General features: G+C 69.6%; 19 protein-coding genes and 1 riboswitch. Of the genes, 6 read left to right on the plus strand and 13 right to left on the minus strand.

The window, feature by feature from the left end; all coding sequences use genetic code 11:
• Nucleotides 1-25 precede the first annotated feature (25 nt).
• The gene (locus C5E07_RS11160; protein ID WP_308471365.1) at nucleotides 26-1,393 is read right to left on the minus strand and encodes an NtaA/DmoA family FMN-dependent monooxygenase; all 1,368 of its coding nucleotides are present in this window, start codon (nucleotides 1,391-1,393) and stop codon (nucleotides 26-28) included.
• 24 nt (nucleotides 1,394-1,417) lie between these two features.
• Nucleotides 1,418-2,611 carry an LLM class flavin-dependent oxidoreductase gene (locus tag C5E07_RS11165; RefSeq protein WP_104299453.1) on the minus strand — a complete coding sequence of 398 codons (1,194 nt, stop codon included), beginning with the start codon at nucleotides 2,609-2,611 and terminating at the stop codon, nucleotides 1,418-1,420.
• Between the two features lie 121 nt (nucleotides 2,612-2,732).
• Here C5E07_RS11165 and C5E07_RS11170 point away from each other — a divergent pair, with 121 nt between their 5' ends.
• The 6 genes from C5E07_RS11170 (at nucleotide 2,733) to C5E07_RS11195 (ending at nucleotide 8,337) form a co-directional block, all read left to right on the plus strand.
• The gene (locus tag C5E07_RS11170; RefSeq protein WP_104242817.1) at nucleotides 2,733-3,074 is read left to right on the plus strand and encodes a VOC family protein; all 342 of its coding nucleotides are present in this window, start codon (nucleotides 2,733-2,735) and stop codon (nucleotides 3,072-3,074) included.
• Between the two features lie 25 nt (nucleotides 3,075-3,099).
• Nucleotides 3,100-3,209, plus strand: a riboswitch (TPP riboswitch).
• 25 nt (nucleotides 3,210-3,234) lie between these two features.
• Nucleotides 3,235-3,897, plus strand: coding sequence for a YkoF family thiamine/hydroxymethylpyrimidine-binding protein (locus C5E07_RS11175; RefSeq protein ID WP_104299454.1), 663 nt, complete (start codon nucleotides 3,235-3,237; stop codon nucleotides 3,895-3,897).
• Nucleotides 3,894-4,484: an ECF transporter S component gene (locus C5E07_RS11180; RefSeq protein WP_104242740.1), complete on the plus strand. Its 591-nt coding sequence runs from the start codon at nucleotides 3,894-3,896 to the stop codon at nucleotides 4,482-4,484. Before C5E07_RS11175 ends, C5E07_RS11180 begins: the two co-directional genes overlap by 4 nt.
• On the plus strand, nucleotides 4,474-6,198 hold the full coding sequence (locus C5E07_RS11185) for an ABC transporter ATP-binding protein (protein ID WP_181057942.1): 1,725 nt from the start codon (nucleotides 4,474-4,476) through the stop codon (nucleotides 6,196-6,198). The genes C5E07_RS11180 and C5E07_RS11185 overlap by 11 nt, the downstream gene beginning before the upstream one ends.
• Complete coding sequence (locus C5E07_RS11190) at nucleotides 6,195-6,959, plus strand: energy-coupling factor transporter transmembrane protein EcfT (protein ID WP_104299456.1); 765 nt, start codon at nucleotides 6,195-6,197, stop codon at nucleotides 6,957-6,959. The genes C5E07_RS11185 and C5E07_RS11190 overlap by 4 nt, the downstream gene beginning before the upstream one ends.
• Complete coding sequence (locus tag C5E07_RS11195; RefSeq protein ID WP_258063893.1) at nucleotides 6,952-8,337, plus strand: NtaA/DmoA family FMN-dependent monooxygenase; 1,386 nt, start codon at nucleotides 6,952-6,954, stop codon at nucleotides 8,335-8,337. Before C5E07_RS11190 ends, C5E07_RS11195 begins: the two co-directional genes overlap by 8 nt.
• Here C5E07_RS11195 and C5E07_RS11200 read toward each other — a convergent pair.
• The 11 genes from C5E07_RS11200 to C5E07_RS11250 form a co-directional block, all read right to left on the minus strand.
• Nucleotides 8,328-9,845: an aldehyde dehydrogenase family protein gene (locus tag C5E07_RS11200; RefSeq protein ID WP_104299495.1), complete on the minus strand. Its 1,518-nt coding sequence runs from the start codon at nucleotides 9,843-9,845 to the stop codon at nucleotides 8,328-8,330. The genes C5E07_RS11195 and C5E07_RS11200 overlap by 10 nt on opposite strands.
• Before the next feature lie 13 nt (nucleotides 9,846-9,858).
• Nucleotides 9,859-10,866 (minus strand): proline racemase family protein, encoded by a 1,008-nt coding sequence (locus C5E07_RS11205; protein ID WP_104299458.1) that lies wholly within the window; start codon nucleotides 10,864-10,866, stop codon nucleotides 9,859-9,861.
• 206 nt (nucleotides 10,867-11,072) lie between these two features.
• Nucleotides 11,073-12,014 (minus strand): dihydrodipicolinate synthase family protein, encoded by a 942-nt coding sequence (locus C5E07_RS11210; RefSeq protein ID WP_104242750.1) that lies wholly within the window; start codon nucleotides 12,012-12,014, stop codon nucleotides 11,073-11,075.
• Nucleotides 12,011-13,462 carry an FAD/NAD(P)-binding oxidoreductase gene (locus C5E07_RS19930; protein WP_104299459.1) on the minus strand — a complete coding sequence of 484 codons (1,452 nt, stop codon included), beginning with the start codon at nucleotides 13,460-13,462 and terminating at the stop codon, nucleotides 12,011-12,013. The genes C5E07_RS11210 and C5E07_RS19930 overlap by 4 nt, the downstream gene beginning before the upstream one ends.
• Complete coding sequence (locus C5E07_RS11220) at nucleotides 13,459-13,719, minus strand: (2Fe-2S)-binding protein (protein WP_104299460.1); 261 nt, start codon at nucleotides 13,717-13,719, stop codon at nucleotides 13,459-13,461. Before C5E07_RS11220 ends, C5E07_RS19930 begins: the two co-directional genes overlap by 4 nt.
• Complete coding sequence (locus C5E07_RS11225; RefSeq protein WP_104299461.1) at nucleotides 13,716-14,900, minus strand: FAD-binding oxidoreductase; 1,185 nt, start codon at nucleotides 14,898-14,900, stop codon at nucleotides 13,716-13,718. Before C5E07_RS11225 ends, C5E07_RS11220 begins: the two co-directional genes overlap by 4 nt.
• 106 nt (nucleotides 14,901-15,006) lie before the next feature.
• On the minus strand, nucleotides 15,007-15,717 hold the full coding sequence (locus tag C5E07_RS11230) for an ABC transporter ATP-binding protein (RefSeq protein ID WP_104242758.1): 711 nt from the start codon (nucleotides 15,715-15,717) through the stop codon (nucleotides 15,007-15,009).
• Nucleotides 15,714-16,658 (minus strand): ABC transporter ATP-binding protein, encoded by a 945-nt coding sequence (locus C5E07_RS11235; protein ID WP_104299462.1) that lies wholly within the window; start codon nucleotides 16,656-16,658, stop codon nucleotides 15,714-15,716. Before C5E07_RS11235 ends, C5E07_RS11230 begins: the two co-directional genes overlap by 4 nt.
• Nucleotides 16,655-17,785 carry a branched-chain amino acid ABC transporter permease gene (locus tag C5E07_RS11240; RefSeq protein WP_104242762.1) on the minus strand — a complete coding sequence of 377 codons (1,131 nt, stop codon included), beginning with the start codon at nucleotides 17,783-17,785 and terminating at the stop codon, nucleotides 16,655-16,657. Before C5E07_RS11240 ends, C5E07_RS11235 begins: the two co-directional genes overlap by 4 nt.
• 4 nt (nucleotides 17,786-17,789) lie before the next feature.
• Nucleotides 17,790-18,680 carry a branched-chain amino acid ABC transporter permease gene (locus C5E07_RS11245; protein WP_104242764.1) on the minus strand — a complete coding sequence of 297 codons (891 nt, stop codon included), beginning with the start codon at nucleotides 18,678-18,680 and terminating at the stop codon, nucleotides 17,790-17,792.
• Between the two features lie 57 nt (nucleotides 18,681-18,737).
• The gene (locus C5E07_RS11250; protein WP_104242766.1) at nucleotides 18,738-19,937 is read right to left on the minus strand and encodes a branched-chain amino acid ABC transporter substrate-binding protein; all 1,200 of its coding nucleotides are present in this window, start codon (nucleotides 19,935-19,937) and stop codon (nucleotides 18,738-18,740) included.
• Nucleotides 19,938-20,045: the final 108 nt, after the last annotated feature.

Raw genomic sequence — 20,045 nt, forward strand, 5'->3', positions numbered from 1 at the left:
CTCTTCTCCTCGGGCGGGTTCCGGGTCAGTGCGCGAAGGCCGAAGGTGCGCGCGTTCCTCGCTCGGGCACGGGGATGCCGAGGTTCTCCCGCAGCGTCGTCCCCGTGTACTCCTCGCGAAGCGAGCCGCGCTCCTGGAGGATCGGCACGACGTGGTCCACGAACTCGTCGATGCCGCCCGGCGTGAGATGCGAGCCGATGACCAGCCCGTCCGAGCCCTCGTTCTGCACGAAGTCGTCGATCTCCTCGGCGACCTGGGACGCCGTTCCGACGTACCGCACACCGCCGAGCTCGTGGCGCGCGAACTCGCGGATGCTCCAGCCGTTCTCCGCCGCCTTCTCGCGCCACCTGCGCACGGTCGCGAGGCGGTCGCCATAGGTGAAGGCGCGGCCCTCGATGATCGGCGCGCTCTCCCCATCCGGGTCGAAGTCGGGCAGCGGACCATCGAAGTCGATCTCCGAGAAGTCCCGGTTCCAGACCTGCTCGAGGCGCACCTGGATGGTGCGCGGGCTCAGCTGCTGTTCCGTCACCCAGCGCGCCTTCTCCTGCGCCTCCTCGCGGGTGTCGCCGAGCACGAAGCTCGACTGCGGGAGGATCTTGAGGTCGTCCCGGTTACGGCCGAAGCCCTCGACCCGACCCTTGATGTCGGCGTAGAAGTCTCGTGCCTCCTCGAGGCGCGAGTATGGGGAGAAGATGACGTCGGCGTTGGCGGCCGCGAAGTCGCGGCCCTGCGGCGAGATGCCTGCCTGCACGATGATCGGCCTGCCCTGCGGACTGCGGGGAACCGTGAAGCGACCGCTGATATCGAACTGACTCGTCGAGACGTCGAAGCGCCCCTCGTCGGCGGAGTCCAGGAACTGGCCAGACTCCTTGTCCGCGACGATCGCATCCGCCGACCAGGAATCCCACAGCTCCCTGACCGTGTTGACCGTCTGCTCTGCCCGCTCGTAGCGTTCGGCGTGCGGAAGGAAGCCGCCGCGTCGGAAGTTGGCACCGGTGAACGCGTCGAACGATGTGACCACGTTCCAGCCGGCACGCCCGCCCGACAGATGATCGAGGCTGGCGAACTGGCGCGCGAGCTCGAACGGCTCGTTGAAGGTGGCGTTGATCGTGCCCACGAGCCCGATGTGCTCGGTGACCGCGGCGATGGCGGCAAGCACGGGAATGGTATCGGGGCGCCCCGCGATGTCGTGGTCGAAGATCTCGCCGCGCCGCGAGCGCAGCGCGAGCCCCTCCGCGAGGAAGAAGTAGTCGAACTTCCCGGCCTCGGCCTTCTGGGCGGCGTGCTTGAACGTCGAGAACTCGATCTGGCTCCCGGCATCCGGGTGCTCCCAGAGGGTGTGCTCGTTGACTCCGCCGACGTAGGCGGCGAGGATGATCTGCTTCTTGGTCACGATGATCTCCTGATCGAGTCGGGCCTAGACGGCGGCGTAGCGGTTCGGGACGGTGGTCGGCAGGCCGAGGAGGCCCCGCAGGGAACGCGCTTCGTAGCGCTCCCGGAAGAGCCCCTTCTGCTGGAGGAGGGGAACGACGTCGGCGACGATGCGGGAAAGATCGTCCGTCACGACCCCGGGGTGCAGGTGGAAGCCGTCGTAGCCGAGCGCCGAGAGCGTCTCGAAGTGCTCGACGAGCTCGGAGGCCGAACCGGCGAACACCGCGGGCGGCTGCTCCAGCGTGCGACCCTTCGCGTCGAGGCGAGCGAGACGAGCAGCCCCGGTCTCCTCGGGCCCGTCGAGGAATACCGCCACGTCGACGTAGACGGAGAGCGGCTCGCCGGCACGGCCCACGTTCTGCTCGGCGGCCCGCACCTCCGACAGGACGCTCACGGCCGAGGCGACATCCGACGGGGTGACGAAGAGCAGATCGGAGCTCGCGGCGGCGAACTCGTACGGCACCTGGGCGTGCGCGAGGGAGGCGACCACGGGCTGCCCCTGCGGCGGCCGCGGCGTGATCGACGGACCACGCACGCTGAACCATCTGCCCTCGAACTCGACGCGGTGCACCTTCGCGGCGTCGAGGAAGCGGTCTGTGGAGGCGTCGCGGATCTCCGCGTCGTCCTCCCAGCTGTCCCAGAGCCTGCGCACGACCTCCACGAAGTCGTTGGCCTCGGCGAAGAGGTCGCCGATGTCCGCAGTCGAAGCACGCTCGAGGGTCTCCAGGAACTCCGCCGGGTCGCGGCGCCCGAAGTGCGTGTGGTCCGACCCGATCGAGAGTCGAGCCTGCCAGCCGGCGCGGCCCTCGCTCGTGTAGTCGAGCGTCGCGACAGCCTTGGAGACGTGGAAGGGCTCGGTGTGCGTGGTCGTGACCGTCGGGATGAGGCCGATGCTGTGGGTCACGGGGGCTACCCGCGAGGCGATGAGCAGCGCATCCAGTCGTCCCCGGACCTCGTCGGTGCGATCGTCGTCGTGCAGCCGCTCGGACGATTGCAGCGCCAGCGAGTCCTCGATGGTCGCGAAGTCGAGGAGCCCCTGCTCGGCGAGCTGGACGAGCCCCACCCAGTAGTCGGGCGTGAAGAGCTCGTCCGGACGGGCGCTGGGCTCCCGCCAGGCGGCCGGGTGGATGCCGGCGCCATCGAGTGCGACGCCGAGGTGGATTCGGTGTGGGTTCGTCATGATCTGACGCTAGGTGGCGCCTCGCGGCGAGGCCACGGCACCTGACGCGCCCCGTTACGCGTCGCAACGTGGCGACATGTTCGTGGAGGCTCCTCGCACCGACGTCGAGCATCATCGGGGCATGGCTATCAAGGGCGTACTTGCGCAGATCACCGTGTCCGACCTGGCTCAGGCTACGGAATATTACGGCAGGCTCTTCGGGCGCGGCCCCGACGAGAATCCGATGCCGGGTCTTCTGGAGTGGCACTTCACAAGCGAGGCCGGCCTGCAGCTCTGGGCCGACTCGAGCCGCTCGGGCAGATCCACGGTGGTGTTCACCGAGGACGACCTCGCCGGTGTCGCCGAACGGCTCGACGCGGCCAGGATCGAGCACGGTGGAATCGAAGACGCCACTCACTTCCAGATCCTCCAGGTGCTCGACCCGGAAGGCAATCACGTGGTCTTCACGAGCGCAGGAAGCTAGGCGCGGACGGCGCCGGGGCTACAGTGTGGCCGTGCACGGGAGCCCGATGAGTCGGGCTGAGAGGGAGTACTCGAACTCCGACCGTTGAACCTGATCTGGGTAATGCCAGCGAAGGGAGTCAACTCACCCGTGCCGTCACGCTCCGACGGAAGGCACGCACATGGAAAGCATCACCCAAGACCCGCTCGCATTCGGGGTGGGCGCACGAGTCACCGTCTCGGTCATGTCCGACCGCTACGTCGACGTGATCCTCGCCGCACTCGACGCCGCCGACTCTTCCGGCCTCGTGCTCGAGACGGGCGACGTGAGCACCTACGCGGGCGGCGACGAGCAGTCACTGCTGCGCTGGCTCACCGACCTCTCGCAGCACATCGCGGCGACGGGACTGCACGCCTCCATCCAGGTGCTGCTGTCTCGCGGCTGCCCCGGCGAGGCCGTCTGCGATCTGCCTGGAGGCGCCGGCCCCAGGCGAGTGGACGCGCCCCGCGGGCGGAGGTCTGGGAGCTTCGCGAGCGCGGAGTGGGCGCTCTACCCCCTCGAGGATGCGGGCTCGGCAGAGCGGACGCCCGACCACATGCGCGAGATCTACGCGGCCATCGAGACGGCGAAGGCGAGCGGCACGTTCGTGGCCTCCGAGCATTTCGTGACGAAGCTCAGCGGCGACCTCGGGCGCGTGCTCGAGACGGTCGCGGTCGCTTGGGCGGGGGTCGGGGCGCACGTGCAGCACGTGACGAGCCACCTCACGATCTCCCTGAACAGCCCCAGCCATGCGCGCGGCCAGGCAGACTCAGCCATCGACACAGCAGCCGAGGCTCGCGCATGAGCCTCAAGCTGCGGGACATCGTGCTCATGGTCGTGCTCGGCACGGTCTTCGGCTTCCTGTACTGGGCGCTCGTGCAGGCGTGGACTGCGCTCTCCATCGCGATGGGGCCAGCTGGCGACCTCGCCCAGCACTTCCTCTTCGGCGGCTGGCTGCTCGTCGCGCCCATCGCGATCGCCATCATCCGCCGGCCGTTCGTCGGCGTCATCGCGGAGGTGCTCGCCTCCGTCATCGAGGTCGTGTTCCTCGGCTCGGCCGTCGGCCCCCTGCTCTTCGTCGCCGCCGCCATCCAGGGCATCGGCAGCGAGCTGCCGTTCGCGCTCGGCCGGTACCGGAAGTACGGGTGGCTGCGGTATGCGATCTCCGGCGCGCTCGGCGCGGGCCTCGTGTTCTTCTACTCGGCGTTCCGCTCGGGCTGGTACGGCCAGGAGATCCTGTTCCTGCGCTTCGGCATCCAGCTCGCCTCTGGCATCATCCTCGGCGGCCTGCTCGCGAAGCTCATCGTCGATTCGCTCGTGCGCACCGGCGTGCTCGACAACTTCGCGATCGTGCAGGACTCGAAGCCGCTCGCCGTGCGCCGTGCGGCCTGACAGCTCGAGCGCCGACATCTCGAGCACCGATATCTCAAGCGCCGACATCGAGGCGGTCGGCTTCGAGGCGATCCACTCCTCTGGAGACGGGCTCGGGCCAGTGGATCTGCGCGTGGCGCCGGGCGAGCACGTGCTCGTCATCGGGCCGTCTGGGGCGGGCAAGTCGACGCTGCTGCAGGCGCTCAGCGGGGTCATCCCCCATACCGTCCCCGCCCAGGTCAGCGGGCGCATCCGCATCTGCGGGGTGGAGACGCAGGAGTCGGACGTGCCGCGCCTCTCCCGGCACCTCTCCGTCGTCGCGCAGAACCCGAGCTCATCGGTGTGCCTCCCCGACGTCGCCGACGAGATCGCGTTCCCGCTCGAGAACCACGCCTGGGCTCCCGAGGCGATGGGGCCCGCGGTGCACGCGGCTCTTGACCTCGTCGGCGCGGGGGTACTCGCCGACCGTCGCACGGCGACGCTCTCGGGCGGCGAGACCCAGCGCGTGGCCCTCGCCGCGGCCATCGTCACGCAGCCCCGTGTCCTGGTGCTCGACGAGCCGACATCGATGCTCGACCCTGCGGGAATCTCGTCGGTGCGCAAGGCGGTCGACGCGGCCTCGGCACGGGCCTCCACGATCGTGCTCGTCGAGCACCGGCTGGACGAGTACGCGGGCGCGCGCGGCATCGCAGGCCTCCCGGGACGAACGGTCGTGGTCGCGCGCGGTGGCGTCATCGCCCACGACGGCCCGACGGCGCGCGTGCTGGTCGAGCACGCAGCGGCCTTGCAGGAGGCCGGGTGCTGGCTGCCGCTCGACGCGGAGCTCGCCGCGCTCACCGGCCTCGAGGGCGGACTCGCGAACGACGAGGTCGCGGACCAGGTCGCCGCGCTCGGGGCGCGCGCGGAGGCCGGGACGGCCGCAGTGGCGCCCTCGGCACCGAGCCGCGAGGCGGAGACCCTCAGCGTCGACAGCCTCGACGTCGTCGCTGGCGGGGCGCCGAAGCGCACTCGCGCCAAGAACGCCTCGGAGGCGATCCTCCAAGGCGTGAGCTTCCAGCTCAGAGCGGGCGAGGTCGTGGCACTCCTCGGCCGCAACGGATGCGGGAAGTCGAGCCTGCTGCGAACGCTCGCGGGTCTCGCTCGGCCCCGCTCTGGCCAGGTGCATGGCCCCCGCCCCGGCCTCATCTTCCAGAACCCGGAGCACCAGTTCTCCCAGCCGACCGTGCGGCGCGAGATCGAGCACGGCCTCGGAGCGGATGACGCGGGGCGCATCGCCGAGCTGGTCACCCGCTTCGACCTCTCGGCGCACCTCGACCACAGCCCGTTCCGCCTCTCGGGCGGGCAGCAGCGGCGGGTGAGCATCGCCGCCATGCTCGCCCACGACCGGCCGTTCCTCCTCGCCGACGAGCCCAGCTTCGGCCTCGACCGCCGTTCGAGCATCGCCGCGATGCACGCCCTCGATCGCACCGCGCGCAGCGGCTGCGGCGTGCTCTTCTCCAGCCACGAGCTGCGCGCCGTCTGCACGTACGCCGACCGGGTGCTGGTCCTCGCCGAAGGCGGGCTCATCGCCGAGACGACGCCGTTCGAGCTCCTCGAGGACGAGGGCCTCCTCGCCGCAGCGGGCCTCGAGCGAACGCCGCTGCTGAGCTGGCTCCAGGCGCGGCGCTTCCCCGCCGAGCGGGCGCGCGCGATCCTGCGCGAGCTCGACGACGCCGCGACACGGGTCGCGGCATGAGCCCCGCGCTCGAGCGCCGCAACCCCGCCGTCAAGCTCGCGGTGCTGTTCGCCTGCTCGATCGCGACGCTGTTCATCCTGAACCCGCTGACCCTGGGCCTGCTGACCGTGCTCGCGATCATCGCCGTGCTGACGACGACGAGGCTCACCCCGGGAAGACTGCTCGCCTCATCCGTCCCCTTCGTCGCGTTCGGGGTCGGCCTGGTCATGGTCAACGCGCTCAGCCGTCCAGGGAGCGAGATCCTCGAAGGCCTGCCGGTTCGGGTGACCAGCGAGGGCCTCGCCATCGGGTTCGCCCTGGCGCTGCGCACGACGGTCATCGGCATGCTGTCGATCGCGTTCATCGCGAGCACTCCACCCCGTGACCTCATGACGAGCCTCACACAGCACGCCAGGCTCAGCCCCCGCTTCGCGTACGCCCTGCTCGCCGGATTCCGCCTCCTGCAGCTCCTGCCGAGCGAGTGGCAGAGCATCCGCGCCGCGCAGGCCGTCCGGGCGCCGCTCGGACGAGACGGCACGCCGCGCACCGGGATCACCGCGTTCGGCGCTGCCGCGTTCTCGCTGCTCGTCGTCTCGATCCGCTCCGGTGAGCGCATCGCCCAGGCCCTCGAGTCGCGAGGCCTCGGAGCGGGTCCCCGCACCGTCTGGCGCCCGGTCGCGCTCGATGCCCGCGACGCAGCACTCGCCATCGTCGTTCTCTGCGCGTTCGCACTCGCGGCCACGCTCGGCATCGCCGCGGGAACGGGGCTGTCGCTTGTCTGAGAACAGCACGCGTCGGCTCACGCTCGTCGGGATGGTCAACCCGCCGACCCAGCGCTACGCTGCCGCTTGGCGCCACCCGGACTCGAACGGCGACTGGCTGCGCGCCAGCTCGTACATCGAGATCGCGCGACTCCTCGAGGGCGGCGGCTTCGACCTCATGTTCCTGCCAGACGCGCTCGCGATCCCGGAAGACGCCCTCGGCGACGTCGCGACGACTCTCGCCAGCGGCGGCAAGGGGGCCGTGACGCTCGACCCCATCACCGTGCTGAGCGCCGTCATCGGGGCGACGCGGAGCATCGGACTCGGGGCGACCGTGTCGACCACGTTCCTGCCGCCGTACGCCATAGCGCGGACGCTCTCGAGCCTCGACCACCTCTCCGCGGGGCGCGTGGCCTGGAACATCGTGACCTCGACGACGGATGCCGAGGCGCGCAACCTCGGCCTCGACCGCATCCCACCGAAGGGGCAGCGCTACGACCGCGCCGACCGCGTCGTGGCGCAGGTGCTCGAGCTCATGGGCACGTGGGATCCGGCTGCGCTGGTGCAGGACGCCCGGAGCGGCGTGTTCGCCGACCCGAGCCTCGTCTCGCGCACTCCGGCGCCGCGAGAACGTGCGGCGGCACCCGGCCCGCTGAGCCTCCCGAGGAGCCCCCAGGGACATCCGGTGCTCATGCAGGCGGGGGCCTCGCCGCGCGGCATGCAGTTCGCCGCGAAGTGGGCGGAGCTGGTCTTCGTCGCGGCCGACGGCATCGACGGCAACCGGGCGGTGCGCAGGGAGCTTCGCGAGCGGGCCAGACTCGCGGGGCGTGATCCGGACGAGCTCCGCGTGTGCGCTGCGATCCAGCCGATCGCTGGATCGACGCGTATCGATGCAGTCGGCGTCCGCGACTCGCTCCTCGCGCACATCGACGAAGCCTCGGCCGTGCGCTCGCTTGCGCGGCTCATGCACGCTGACGCCGCGACACTGCGACTCGACGGGGACGCCGAAGGCTTCCTCGCCGCGCACCGGGGCGCGACGGGAAGCGATGGCTTCGAGGACATGCTCGCGGCCGTCTCCGCAAGGGAGGGCCTCACCGTCCGCGCCCTCGCCCTGCACCAGTCGCTCGACCAGCTCACGCCGTCCCCGCTCGGCAGCGGCGCCGACATCGCCGACGATCTGTGCGAGTGGCAGGATGCCGGGGCGGCTGACGGCTTCGTCGTGACCCCGGCCCTCCTGCCCGGCTCGCTCGAGGACTTCGTCGAGCACGTGGTTCCCGAGCTGCGCAGGCGCGGCCGCCTCAGCGAACCTGCCGCAGCGCCCTCGGCGCCGACGCTGCGTTCGCGCCTGGCCGCCAAGGACGCCCCGAGAGCTCAGTCACCCCCGAGAACTCAGCCCTGAGCGCCCCAGGTGGCCGACTGACCCGCGGCGGCCCGCTGCTGCGGCACACCCCACGGGTTCGCGTCCTGCAGCGGCTCCGGGAGCGCCTCCTGCGGCGCACCCTGGTAGGCGACACCGCGCAGGAAGCGGGAGATGGATGCGGTGCCGACCGACGTGGAGGTGTCGTTCGACGTCGCCGGGTACGGCCCGCCGTGCTGCATGGCGGGCGTGACGGCAACGCCGGTCGGCCAGCCGCCGAAGAGCACTCGCCCCGTCTTCCTCGCGAGCCCCGCGACGAGCGCGGAGAGCGCTGGCGACTGCTCACCGGCGGCGGCGTGCACCGTGCCCGTGAGGTTGCCGACGTAGAGCTCGTCGAGACTCGGCGCGAGCGACGTCTCGTCCTCGTACTCGACGATGACGGAGAACGGCCCGAAGACCTCGTCGAGCAGCGTCTCGTCGCCCGCCGCGAGCTTGCTCGCCGGCACGGCCACGATCGTCGGCGTCGCCCACACGTTGCCGTCGTCATCGCTGCGCACAGCACCTTCGGCGACGACCCGCACACCGTCCGCGTCGAGCACGGCCGCCCGACGTTCGAGGTACGCGCGGCCGATGCTCGGGTTGAGGAGCCGGTGCTCGGGGGCCTGCTCGGCCGCCTGCGAGACGCGCAGCTGCAGCTCGGCGGCCGCATCCGTCGCGGGAACCCAGAGGAAGCCGGGCTTCGTGCACAGCTGACCTGCCGAACCGGCGACCGACGCCGCGTAGCCCGCAGCGATCTCCTCGCCGCGCTGCGCGAGCGCGGCCCCCGTCACGAAGACGGGGTTGACGCTGCCGAGCTCGCCGTAGAACTGGATGGGGCGGGGGCGGGCCGCGGCCTTGTCGGCGAGCAGGCGGCCCACGCGGATCGAGCCGGTGAAGGTCCCGACGTCGACGCGGTTGTCCTCGAGCACGGTGACCCCGGCCTGCTGGCCGATCACGAGCGCGAAGACGCCATCGGGGGCGCCGCACTCGCGAAGGGCTCCCTCGACGACGCGGGCCGTGGCCACGGACAGCTCCGGGTGCCCCGAGTGTCCCTTCACGATGAGCGCGCATCCCGCCGCGAGCGCGGCGGCGGAGTCGCCACCGGCCACGGAGAAGGCGAAGGGGAAGTTCGATGCGGAGAAGTTGACGGCGACTCCCACCGGTACGAGCATCCGCCGCACGTCGGGCCGTGGGCCGAGCACGAAGTCCGGGTCGGCCTCGTCGAGGCGGACGTCGAGGTACGAGCCGTCGCGGATGACGTCGGCGAAGAGGCGGAGCTGCACGGTCGTGCGCTTCAGCTCGCCCGTGAGCCGCGCCTGCGCGAGCCCCGTCTCCCGCATGCCGATGGGGATGAGCTCCCCCGCAGCAGCATCGAGCGCGTCGGCGATCGCGATGAGGGCGGTGGCGCGCTCCGTGGGTGGGGTCGCCGCCCAGAGGGGGGCGGCCACGGCGGCTGCCGCGAGGATCTGCTCGAGCTCGGCGTCGCTGGTATGCGGGGTGGGTGTGCTCATCGATGAGTCCAATCTAGAATTCGAATCCAGCCGGGAAGGGGTCTGTCGGGTCGAGCATGTACTGGCCCATGCCGGTGATCCACGCGCGGCCGGTGATGGTCGGGATCACGGCCGGCCTGTCGCCGACCTGGACTTCGTCGATGAGCTGGCCGGTGAAGCTCGTGCCGATGAACGACTCGTTGACGAAGTCGGTGTGCAGTGGGAGCTCACCTCTGGCATGCAGCTCGGCCATGCGTGCGGAGGTGCCGGTGCCGCAGGGTGAGCGGTCGAACCAGCCAGGGTAGATCGCCATCGCGTGGCGCGAGTGGGCGGCGGTGGAGCCGGGTGCGATGAACTCGACGTGGTGCACGTGGTCGACACCCTCGATGGTCGGATGCTTGGGCGCGTCGTGGGTGTTGATGGCGTCCATGATCGCGAGACCAGCGCGCATGATGTCGTCTTTGCGGGCCCGGTCGAAGGGCAGGTCGACGTCGTCGAGGTCGACCATGGCGTAGTAGTTCCCGCCGAACGCCAGCGAGTAGCGAAGCGCGTCGATGCCGAGTTCCGGCACCGGGACGACGGCGTCGAGGCGTTCGCAGAAGCTGGGCACATTCTCGATGGTAACGCTAACAGCGCGTCCTTCGCTCACTTCGACGCGAGCGGTCACGAGACCCGCCGGGGTATCGAGACGAATGACGGTCTCCGGCTCGAGGACCTCCACCATGCCCGTCTCGACCAGCACCGTCGCCGTGCCGATCGTCCCGTGTCCGCACATGGGCAGCAGACCGGAGACCTCGATGTACAGGACGCCGAAGTCGGCATCCGGGCGAGTGGACGGCTGGAGGATGCTGCCGCTCATCGCCGAGTGCCCCCGCGGCTCCCGCATCAGGAACGTCCGCAGGTCGTCGCGATACTCCTGCACGTACAGCCGCTTCTCGTTCATCGTGGCGCCGGGGATGACCCCGACCCCACCCGTGACGACCCTGGTCGGCATGCCCTCGGTGTGGGAATCGACGGCGGAGATGATTCGTGATGCTCGCATGCGAAAAGACCTCAAGTTCCTGAGTGAGGGGCCGCCCAGGGCGGGGGGACGCCCCGGGCGGCCGGCCCAGCGGGATGAGGGGGGATCGCCCCGCGGGCCAGACGCAACCGGCGCTATTGCCGGATTGCGTCGCATTGGTGCGGGAAGAGCCCCCGCAAGCAGACGGCAGAGAGGCCAGGAAAGCGACCCCCGTGTCTGCTGCGACCCTACTTGAGGGTGGCGAGCGCGTCGAGGGCGCGCTGCGTGTCGGCACGCACGCGCGCCTCCATCTCCGGCGTCAGCGCAGCGCGGGGCGGGCGGCACGGCCCTCCGTTGCGGCCGACCATGTCCATGCCGAGCTTGATGGCCTGAACGAACTCGACACGGGAGTCCCAGCGGAACGCCGCGATGAGGCTCTTGTAGATCTCACGCGCCTCGACGTAGCGGCCCGCTGCCATGTGGTCGTAGATCGCCACGGCCTCGGCGGGGAAGACGTTGGGGTAGCCGGCGAACCAGCCGGTGGCACCGTCGATCATGAGCTCGAAGAGCACGTCGTCGCTGCCCGCGATGACGTCGATCGTCGAACCGGCCGCCTCGCAGGCCTCCTGGATCTCGAAGGCGCGTCGGACGTCGCCGGAGAACTCCTTGACGGCGACGATGCCGTCGATCTTCGCGATCTCCGCGACGAGCTCCGGGCGGAGGTCGACCTTCGTGTCGAGCGGGTTGTTGTAGATCATGACGGGCAGCCCCACTTCGGCGACCTTCGCGAAGTGCTCGATGACATCCGCATCCGCCGACCGGTACATGGTGGGCGGGAGGCAGAGCACGCCGTGGGCGCCGTCTTCCTTGGCGAGCTGAGCCCAGTGCTGCGCCTGGTGCCAACCTGGACCGTGCACGCCCGCGACGACGATGCCGCGGTCGCCCACAGCCTCGACGGCGACCTGCACGACCTTGCGGCGCTCCTCATCGGTGAGGGACGAGTACTCGCCGAGCGAGCCGTTGGGGCCGACGCCCCGGCAGCCGTTCTCGATGAGCCAGTTGCAGTGCTCGGCGTACGCCTCGAAGTCGACGGCCAGGCCGGCGGGAGCAGAGGCGTCCTCCTTGTAGGGAAGGGCCGTCGCGACGACGACTCCGCCGAGGTCGAGGTGGGTTGAGGCTGCTTCGGTCATGGGTATTGCCTTCCTGTCAGGGGATGCTGTTCTTCTGAGGTTCCTGCCAGCTCAGCGAGCCGGATGGGAGTCTGGATGGGGCGACGGTCGACGATGCCCTCGTCGAGACCACGCCCGAGCACCGTCTCGATGAGCTCCTCGGCGCTGCGGCCGCAGATGCGGGCCTGGCAGATGCCGAGACCGGCTCGAGTGGAGAGCTTCTGGGAGCGCAGACTGTGCGAGTGCGTGGCGGCGGCCTTCCGCCGCAGCTGACCGGCGGTCACCTCTTCGCAGCGGCACACGATGGTGTCCTCGCGCAGCCACTCCTGCCAGCCCGGCCGCACGCCGTGCGCCGCCTCGATGCGCGCCGCGAACGACCCGAAGATCGCGCGCTTGCGCTGCGCGCCGCTGATCTGAGGGTCGCTGGACGCACCACCCGCTGCGCAGTGCCCGGCCACGCGCCCCTCGGCGAGGGAGAGGTCGACACCGCCGATGCCCGTCACCTCGCCCGCCGCGTAGACGTCGGAGGTGCTCGTGGCGCAGGACTCGTCGATGATCACGAACCGGCTGTCATCGAGCGCGCAGCCGGCCGCGATCGCCACCTCGAGCCGCGGGGTGAAGCCGTGCGTCACGCAGACGGCGTCGCACGCGACCTCTCGCTCGCTGCCGGCGATGGGCCGCCACTGAGCGTCCACGCTCATGATCGTGACGCGCTCGACACGCCCATCCCCGTGCGCCTCGACGACCGCTTCGCCGACTCGGTACGGGATCCGATGCCGCAGCTGACCGGCGACGTAGCCGAAGAGCTCCTGCACCTTGCCAGGGGCGCCCGCGAGCTGCCACGGCTTGGGCAGCCAGCCCGAAGCGAGACGCGGGATGCGGTTGGCTTCGACGACCTCAACGACCTTGGAGCCGACCTGGGCGAGCGAGGCCGCGACGGGGAGAAGGAACGGACCCGCGCCGGCCACCACGACGGCGTCGCCGACCGCGATGCGCTCGCTCTTCGCGAAGGCCTGAGCAGCACCCCCGGTGTAGACGCCGGGGAGGTCCCAGCCGGGAAACGGGAGGGTGCGGTCGTGAGCACCCGTCGCGACGACAACCGCATCGGGCTCGAGGGTCGATCGAACGCGGTCGGCCGCATCGGACATGCCGGTGAGCAGCTCCAGCGCGGGCAGCCCGACGGCCCACACGCTCGTCTCGCCGAGCACCGTGATCCGGGCGTGCGAGCGGACACGTCGGTCGAGGTCCAGGAACGTCGACCAGCCGTGGTGCATCGCAGCCTGCCCCTCGCCGTCGCGCTCCTCCGGGAGATGGCGCCAGTACTGGCCGCCGAGCTCCCGACTCGACTCGATGAGCGTCACGCGCGCCCCGGCCTCCGCTGCAGCCAGCGCGGCCGCGAGGCCTGCGGGGCCACCCCCGACGACGGCGACATGGCGTGGCGTCGACTGCTCGGTCCGCGTCGATCTCATTGGGAGCTCACCTCATCCCCCTCGCACGCGCGCCTCTGGCACGCTCGAACGTCCGGCACGCCGTCCACCGTGACGAGGCAGTCGAAGCACACGCCGATGCCGCAGAACAGGCCGCGCGGTTTTCCCGCGACGGCGGTCTCGCGCCAGGAGACGCGGCCGGAGCCGAGCAGGACGCCCGCGATGCTCTGCCCCTCGAGCCCCTCGACCGCCTCACCGTCGACGGTGATGCGCACGGGCTTGTCGGCGCGCTCGCTCATGCGACCGCCTCCAGTTCTCCGGCGAGCGTCGGACGGGACGGCGAGAACAGGGCTGCATCGATCTGCGTCGATCTCCCGTCCATGAGATCCCCGATCAGCGACGCCGTGGGCAGCGAGAGGCCGATGCCGGCCCCCTCGTGGCCGGTGGCGTGCCAGAGGCCAGGCAGGCGCGCATCCTGGCCGATGAGCGGCAGGTGGTCCGGCATGAAGGGGCGGAAGCCCGAGTAGCTGCGGATGACGGCCGTCTGGGCGAGGAAGGGGAAGATCGAGATCGCCTTCACCGCGAGCTGGCTGAGCACGTTCGCGCGGAACGCGTCGTCGAATCCGATCTGCTCGCGACTCGAGCCGATGAGCACCGTGCCACCCGGAGTCGACTCGACGACGCTCGAGGTCATGAGAACCGCGTCGCCGGACCCGACGGCACCGACGTAGTCCGCGTCGTACACCTTGTGGAAGACGCGCTGGGGCATCTTCGCCGTGACCAGGACGACTCCGCGGCGCGGACGAACGGGGAGGGGCACGCCGAGGGTCGCGGAGACCTCGCCGGACCACGGGCCGGCGGCGACGACGATCTCGGCGCCGCGGACGTCGCCGGCCGAGGTGCGGACGCCGACGATGCGGCCCGCCTCGCGGATCGCGCCCAGCACGTCGTGGTGCTCGAGGATGCTCGCCCCGCGCGCCCTGGCGAGGGCGACGAGCGCTTCGGTCGCGATGGTGGGCTGCACCTGGCTGTCGCCCGGGTACCAGACGGCTGCGGTCATCCGCTCGGTGATCCACGGCTCGAGCTCTCGAGCCTCGGCGTGCGTGACGGGCTCCGCAGCGACCTGCGCGTGGCGCTGCGTGGACGCGAAGTCCAGGAGGGCGGCCGCTCCCCCGTCGGTCGTCGCGACGACGAGGCCGCCCTTGGCTTCGAACTCGATGTCGGGAAAGTCGTGGCCGAGCTCGTCGCGGAAGGTTCCGGCGAGCGTCGACCAGGCTGCGTTGGCGAGCTTCGAGAGCTCGAGCTCGGCGCCTGGCCCCTTGTCGGAGACGAGCAGGTTGCCTTCGCAGTGAGCGCTTGTGCCGCTCGCGACGCGGCCGCGTTCGACGAGCGCGACTCGCCGGCCACGGCCGGCGAGCTCGGCAGCGCAGGCCGCTCCGATGATGCCACCGCCGATGATCACGACGTCGTACCTGACCATCTCGCACCTCCTGTCAGTAATATGTCACACACCATGTATGGGTGCAAGCCTGGCCCGCCCCTCATCCGGGACGGGCCAGCGGGGGCTACCAGCTCCGCGAGCGCGCTCAGCCCAGGTACGCCTCGATGACCGCCTTGTCCTTCGCCAAGTCGGCAGCGAGGCCCGAGAGCGTCACGCGGCCATGCTCGATGACGTAGGCACGATGCGCCACCTTGAGCGCGGCGCGAGCGTTCTGCTCGACGAGCAGCACAGTGGCACCGCGCTCGTTGATGCGCCCGATGAGCTCCATGACCTGCTTCACGACCAGCGGGGCGAGCCCCATCGACGGCTCGTCGAGCAGCATCAGCTTCGGGCCGCCGACATACGCTCGCGCGATCGCCACCATCTGCTGCTCACCGCCCGACAGGGTGCCGCCCTGCTGAGCGCGTCGCTCGAGGAGCCGCGGCATGAGCTCGTAGCACTCCTCGACACGCTCAGCGACGACCTTCTGGTCCTTCACCTGGTAGCCACCGAGCAGGAGGTTCTCGTGCACCGACATCGTCGAGAAGATGCGCCTGCCCTCAGGCACGTGGATGAGCCCGTCGCGTACGAGGTCCCACGGCTTCGCATTCGAGATGTCCTTGCCGCGCCACATGATCGTCCCGCGCTTCGCTCTGGCCAACCCGGAGAGCATCGTGAGCGTGCTCGTCTTGCCCGCGCCGTTGTTGCCGAGCAGCGAGACGACCTCACCCTCGTTGACCTCGATCGACAGCCCACGAAGCGCCTGCACGCGCCCGTAGAAGAGATCCACATCCTTGATCTCGAGCTCGACGCTCATGATCGGTCCCCCTCGTCCACTCGCTGGTTCGCGGGCCCGCCGTCTGGCTCGCCCTCGTGCTCGTCCTCAGGATCCTCGACGCCGAGGTACGCCTCGATGACCCGAGGGTCGTTCTTGACGTCCGCGGGCAGACCATCGGCGATCTCTCGGCCGAAATTGAGCACGATCACGCGCTCCGAGATCTCCATCACGAGACCCATGTCGTGCTCGATGAGCACGATTCCGACGCCGAGATCCCTGATCTTGCGGATCAGCGCGATGAGCTCCTGCTTCTCGTTGTGGTTGAGGCCAGCAGCAGGCTCATCGAGCAGCAGCAGCTTGGGCTGCGTGGCGAGCGCCCGCGCGATCTCCACTCGGCGCTGCTCGCCATACGGCAGCTGCGACGCGAGCAGCTCGTCGTCGAGCGAGTAGCCGACGAAGTCGAGCCAGCCGCGCGCATCCTCGAGCGCCTGGGCCTCGACCTTCTTGTAGCCGAACGTGTGCAGCATCGTCTGGAACACGTTCTGACGGATGCGCGCGTGCATCGCCGTCTTCACGTTGTCGATGACCGACATGTCCCGGAACATGCGGACGTTCTGGAAGGTGCGGCTCAACCCGAGGCGCGTGATCGTCGACGGCTGCTTGCGCATGATGCTCTCGCCGTCGAAGGTGATCGAGCCAGACGTCGGCCGATAGAAGCCGGTGATGCAGTTGAACGCACTCGTCTTGCCAGCCCCGTTCGGCCCGATCACCGAGATGATCTCACCCGCGTACGCATCGAAAGACGTTCCGTCGACCGCCTTCACACCGCCGAACTGCAGCCGAAGATCACGGACCGAGAGCAACGGCTCCCCCTGATGCGCCCGCCTGAACTCCTCGGCGACCGCGGTCACCGACTCCGTCTTCGGCACGTCGATGGGCGCCGTGCCGTACACGTCACCCGTGCCTGAAACCTGGCTCATGCCTGCTCCTTCGAGAGGTCGATGTTGGCGTCGGGCGCCTCGTGCGCCGAGAAGCCGTCCTTCGGAGACGGCGCCTCGCCCTTGGCTCGCGACTTGAGGAACGGCAGGATCGCCGTCGCCGGCCAGATGCCCTGCGGCCGGAAGATCATCATGATCACGAGCAGCACGCCGAACACCAGGAAGCGCCAGTCGGAGAACTCGCGCAGGATCTCGGGCAGCAGCGACACGAGCAGCGCGCCGACGATGACACCCGGGATGGAGCCCATGCCGCCGAGCACGACCGCCATGAGCAGCAGGGCCGAGTTGAGGAACACGAAGGAGGTCGGGCTGATCGCCGTCTGGTGCGCTGCCATCAGCACACCCGCGAGACCGCCGAAGACGGCGCCGAGCACGTACGCGCCGAGCTTCGTGGTGTACGTGTTGACGCCCATCGCCTCGGCGGCGTCCTCGTCATCCTTGATGGCGCGCCAGGCGCGACCCATCTTGCCCTTGCCTAGCCTCGAGGCGGCGATGATCGCGGCACCACCGGCGATGATGACGCAGAGGAAGTACAGCAGGATCTTGCCGTTGAACTCGATGCCGCCGATCGTGAGGCCGTCCGCGAACGACCAGCCGAAGAACTCGAACGTGTCGATGCCGGAGATGCCGGACGGGCCACCCGTGACCTCGAGATTGTTGGCGGTGAGACGGATGATCTCACCGAACCCGAGGGTCACGATCGCGAGATAGTCGCTGCGCAGTCGCAGCGTCGGCCCGCCGATGATGAGCCCGGCGAGGATGCACGCGACGATCACGAACGGGACCGTCGCGATGAGGGGCATGTCGAGCAGCGTGTTGAGGACGCCGGCCGTGTACGCACCGACGGCGAAGAAGGCGTAGTAGCCGAGGTCCAGGAGACCGGCGTAGCCGACGACGATGTTGAGGCCCATCGCGAGCATGATGTAGATCATCGCGGAGGTGCCGATGGAGATGACGTACGGCGTCGCGTTGATGAACGGCAGCAGGAACGCGAAGAGGAACAGCACGAGCCCGACGAGGTTCATGAACGTCTTCGGGTTCAGGATGCCCTTGCGCGGCGTGGGCCGCTCGACGGTGGGCGCGGGCGCCTGGAGTCTGATGTCGGTCATGGGATCACATCCGTTCCACGACGCGTGCACCGAGGATGCCGGTCGGTCTGAAGGACAGGAAGAGGATCAGGCACGCGAACGAGAAGACGTCACGCCACTCCCCGCCGAGCCAATGGGTGCCGAACGCCTCGAGCAGACCGAGCACGAGGCCGCCGAGCATGGCGCCGTAGAGGCTGCCGATGCCGCCGATGACGGCCGCCGTGAACGCCTTCAACCCGATGACGAAGCCAGCGAGGAAGTCGATGGTGCCGTAGTAGGCGCCGGCCATGACGCCGGCCGCGCCCGCGAGGGCCGAGCCGATGAAGAAGGTGCGCGAGATGACCTTGTTGACGTTGACGCCCATGAGCTGCGCGGCCGTGGGGTCGAGCGCGATGGCCCGCATGGCGCGGCCGTCTCGGGAGCGCATGATGTACGTGTTGAGCGCGAACATGAGCGCCGCCGCGACGAGCATCATGACGATCTGCGGCATCGTGATGCGGCCGCCGAGCAGGTCGAGCGTCTCCCCTTCGAGACGCGTCGGGTAGACCTTGGGGTCCGGGCCGAAGATCTGGCGCACTCCGTACTCGAGGATGAACGACATGCCGACCGCGGTGATGAGCACCGCGAGCCTGGGGCTCGAACGCAGCGGGCGGTAGGCGACCCGCTCGATGGTCACGCCGAGGATGCCCGTGAAGATCATCGCGAGGAGCATGACCAGCAGGATCGACAGGATGCCGCCGCCTGCGAGTCCGGAGAACGCCGAGAAGATGGTGAGGCCGGCGAACGCGCCGACCATGTAGACGTCGCCGTGCGCGAAGTTGAGCAGCTTGATGATGCCGTACACCATGCTGTAGCCGAGTGCGACGAGCGCGTAGAAGGATCCGACGAAGAGCCCGTCGATGATGAGTTGAATCACAGTGGTTCCTGACTGCAGAAGCGGGCGGGGAGTTCCCTCCCCGCCCGCCGTGGCTGACTAGCTCTTCAGGTCATCCTCGAGGATGAAGGTGCCGTCGGGTCCGACGGTGACGATGGCGAAGCCGCCCTCGCTGAGCGTTCCCTCATCCGTGAAGGTGAGGGGGCCGGAGAAGATGTCGAAGCCGTCCAGGGCACCGAGCGCCTCGATGACCGCGGGGCCCTCGGTGGTGCCGGCGTCCTCGATCGCCTGGGAGACGACGCGGACGGCGTCGTAGCTCTGCGTCGAGTAGGGTCCTGGCGCTGCGCCGAACTTCTCTGTGTAGGCGTCGATCCACTCGGTTGCACCCTCGAGCATGTCGGGGGTCTGCGTGAACGTGCCGAGCACACCCTCGGAGGCGCTGCCGGCGATCTCAGCGAACTTCGCGTCGACCGAGCCGTCCGCGACCATGATCTTGCCCGTGTAGCCGGCCGATCGCAGCTGCTGGGTGATCAGGCCACCCTCCTGGTAGTAGCCGGTCCAATACATCATGTCGGGGTTCGCCGAGACGACCTTGTTGACGTTGGCCGCATAGTCGGACTCGCCGGCGTTGACCGACTCCTCGAGCACGACCTCGATGCCGAGCTCCTTCGCCTGCTCGGAGGCCGACTTCGCGAGGTCCGTCGAGTAGTCCGTGTTGTCGTCGACGAGCGCCAGCGTCTTCACGCCCTGCTTCTCGGCGTACTTCAGCATCGCCTGAGCCTGCTGCGTCCCCGTGCCGTTGATGAGGAACACGTTGTCGAGGCCGGCTGCGACGAGCTGGTTCGAGTTGGCAGCCGGGATCACCATGGGGATCTCTGCCGTGTTGAAGATCGGCAGCGTCGGGAGCGTGGCGCCTGAGCAGTAGCCGCCGACCGAGGCGACGACACCGTCGGTGACGAGCTTGTTCGCTGCGGCGGTCGCGCTTGTCGCGTCGCACGCGTCGTCGGCGGTGACCAGCTCCAGCTGCCGGCCGAGGACTCCGCCGGCCTCGTTGAGCTCGTCGATCGCCATCTGGGCGCCGTTCTCCATGTACGGGCCGAAGGCCGATTCCGACCCAGAGAAGGGTGCCGCGAGGCCCAGCTTGATGGGTCCGTCTTCCGACGCGGCGTCTCCGCCTCCGGCGACACCCCCGGAGCATCCGGTGAGGGCGAGTGCGGCCGTGGCGAGCAGAGCTCCTGGGAGGAGCACTCTCTTCCAGATGCCAGCACCCCGAGGGCTGGTGGAACGACGTGCAGTCATGGTGAGTTCCTTCCGAACAGACGTCAGAATCGCCGGACCATCTCCGGTGATGGGATGTCACACATTACTGTTCAGCGGAGGTCGGTAGAAGGCCCTTCCACAGCCTTG

The sequence above is a fragment of the Pseudoclavibacter sp. RFBJ3 genome, assembly GCF_002931375.1.
Taxonomy (GTDB): Bacteria; Actinomycetota; Actinomycetes; order Actinomycetales; family Microbacteriaceae; genus Pseudoclavibacter.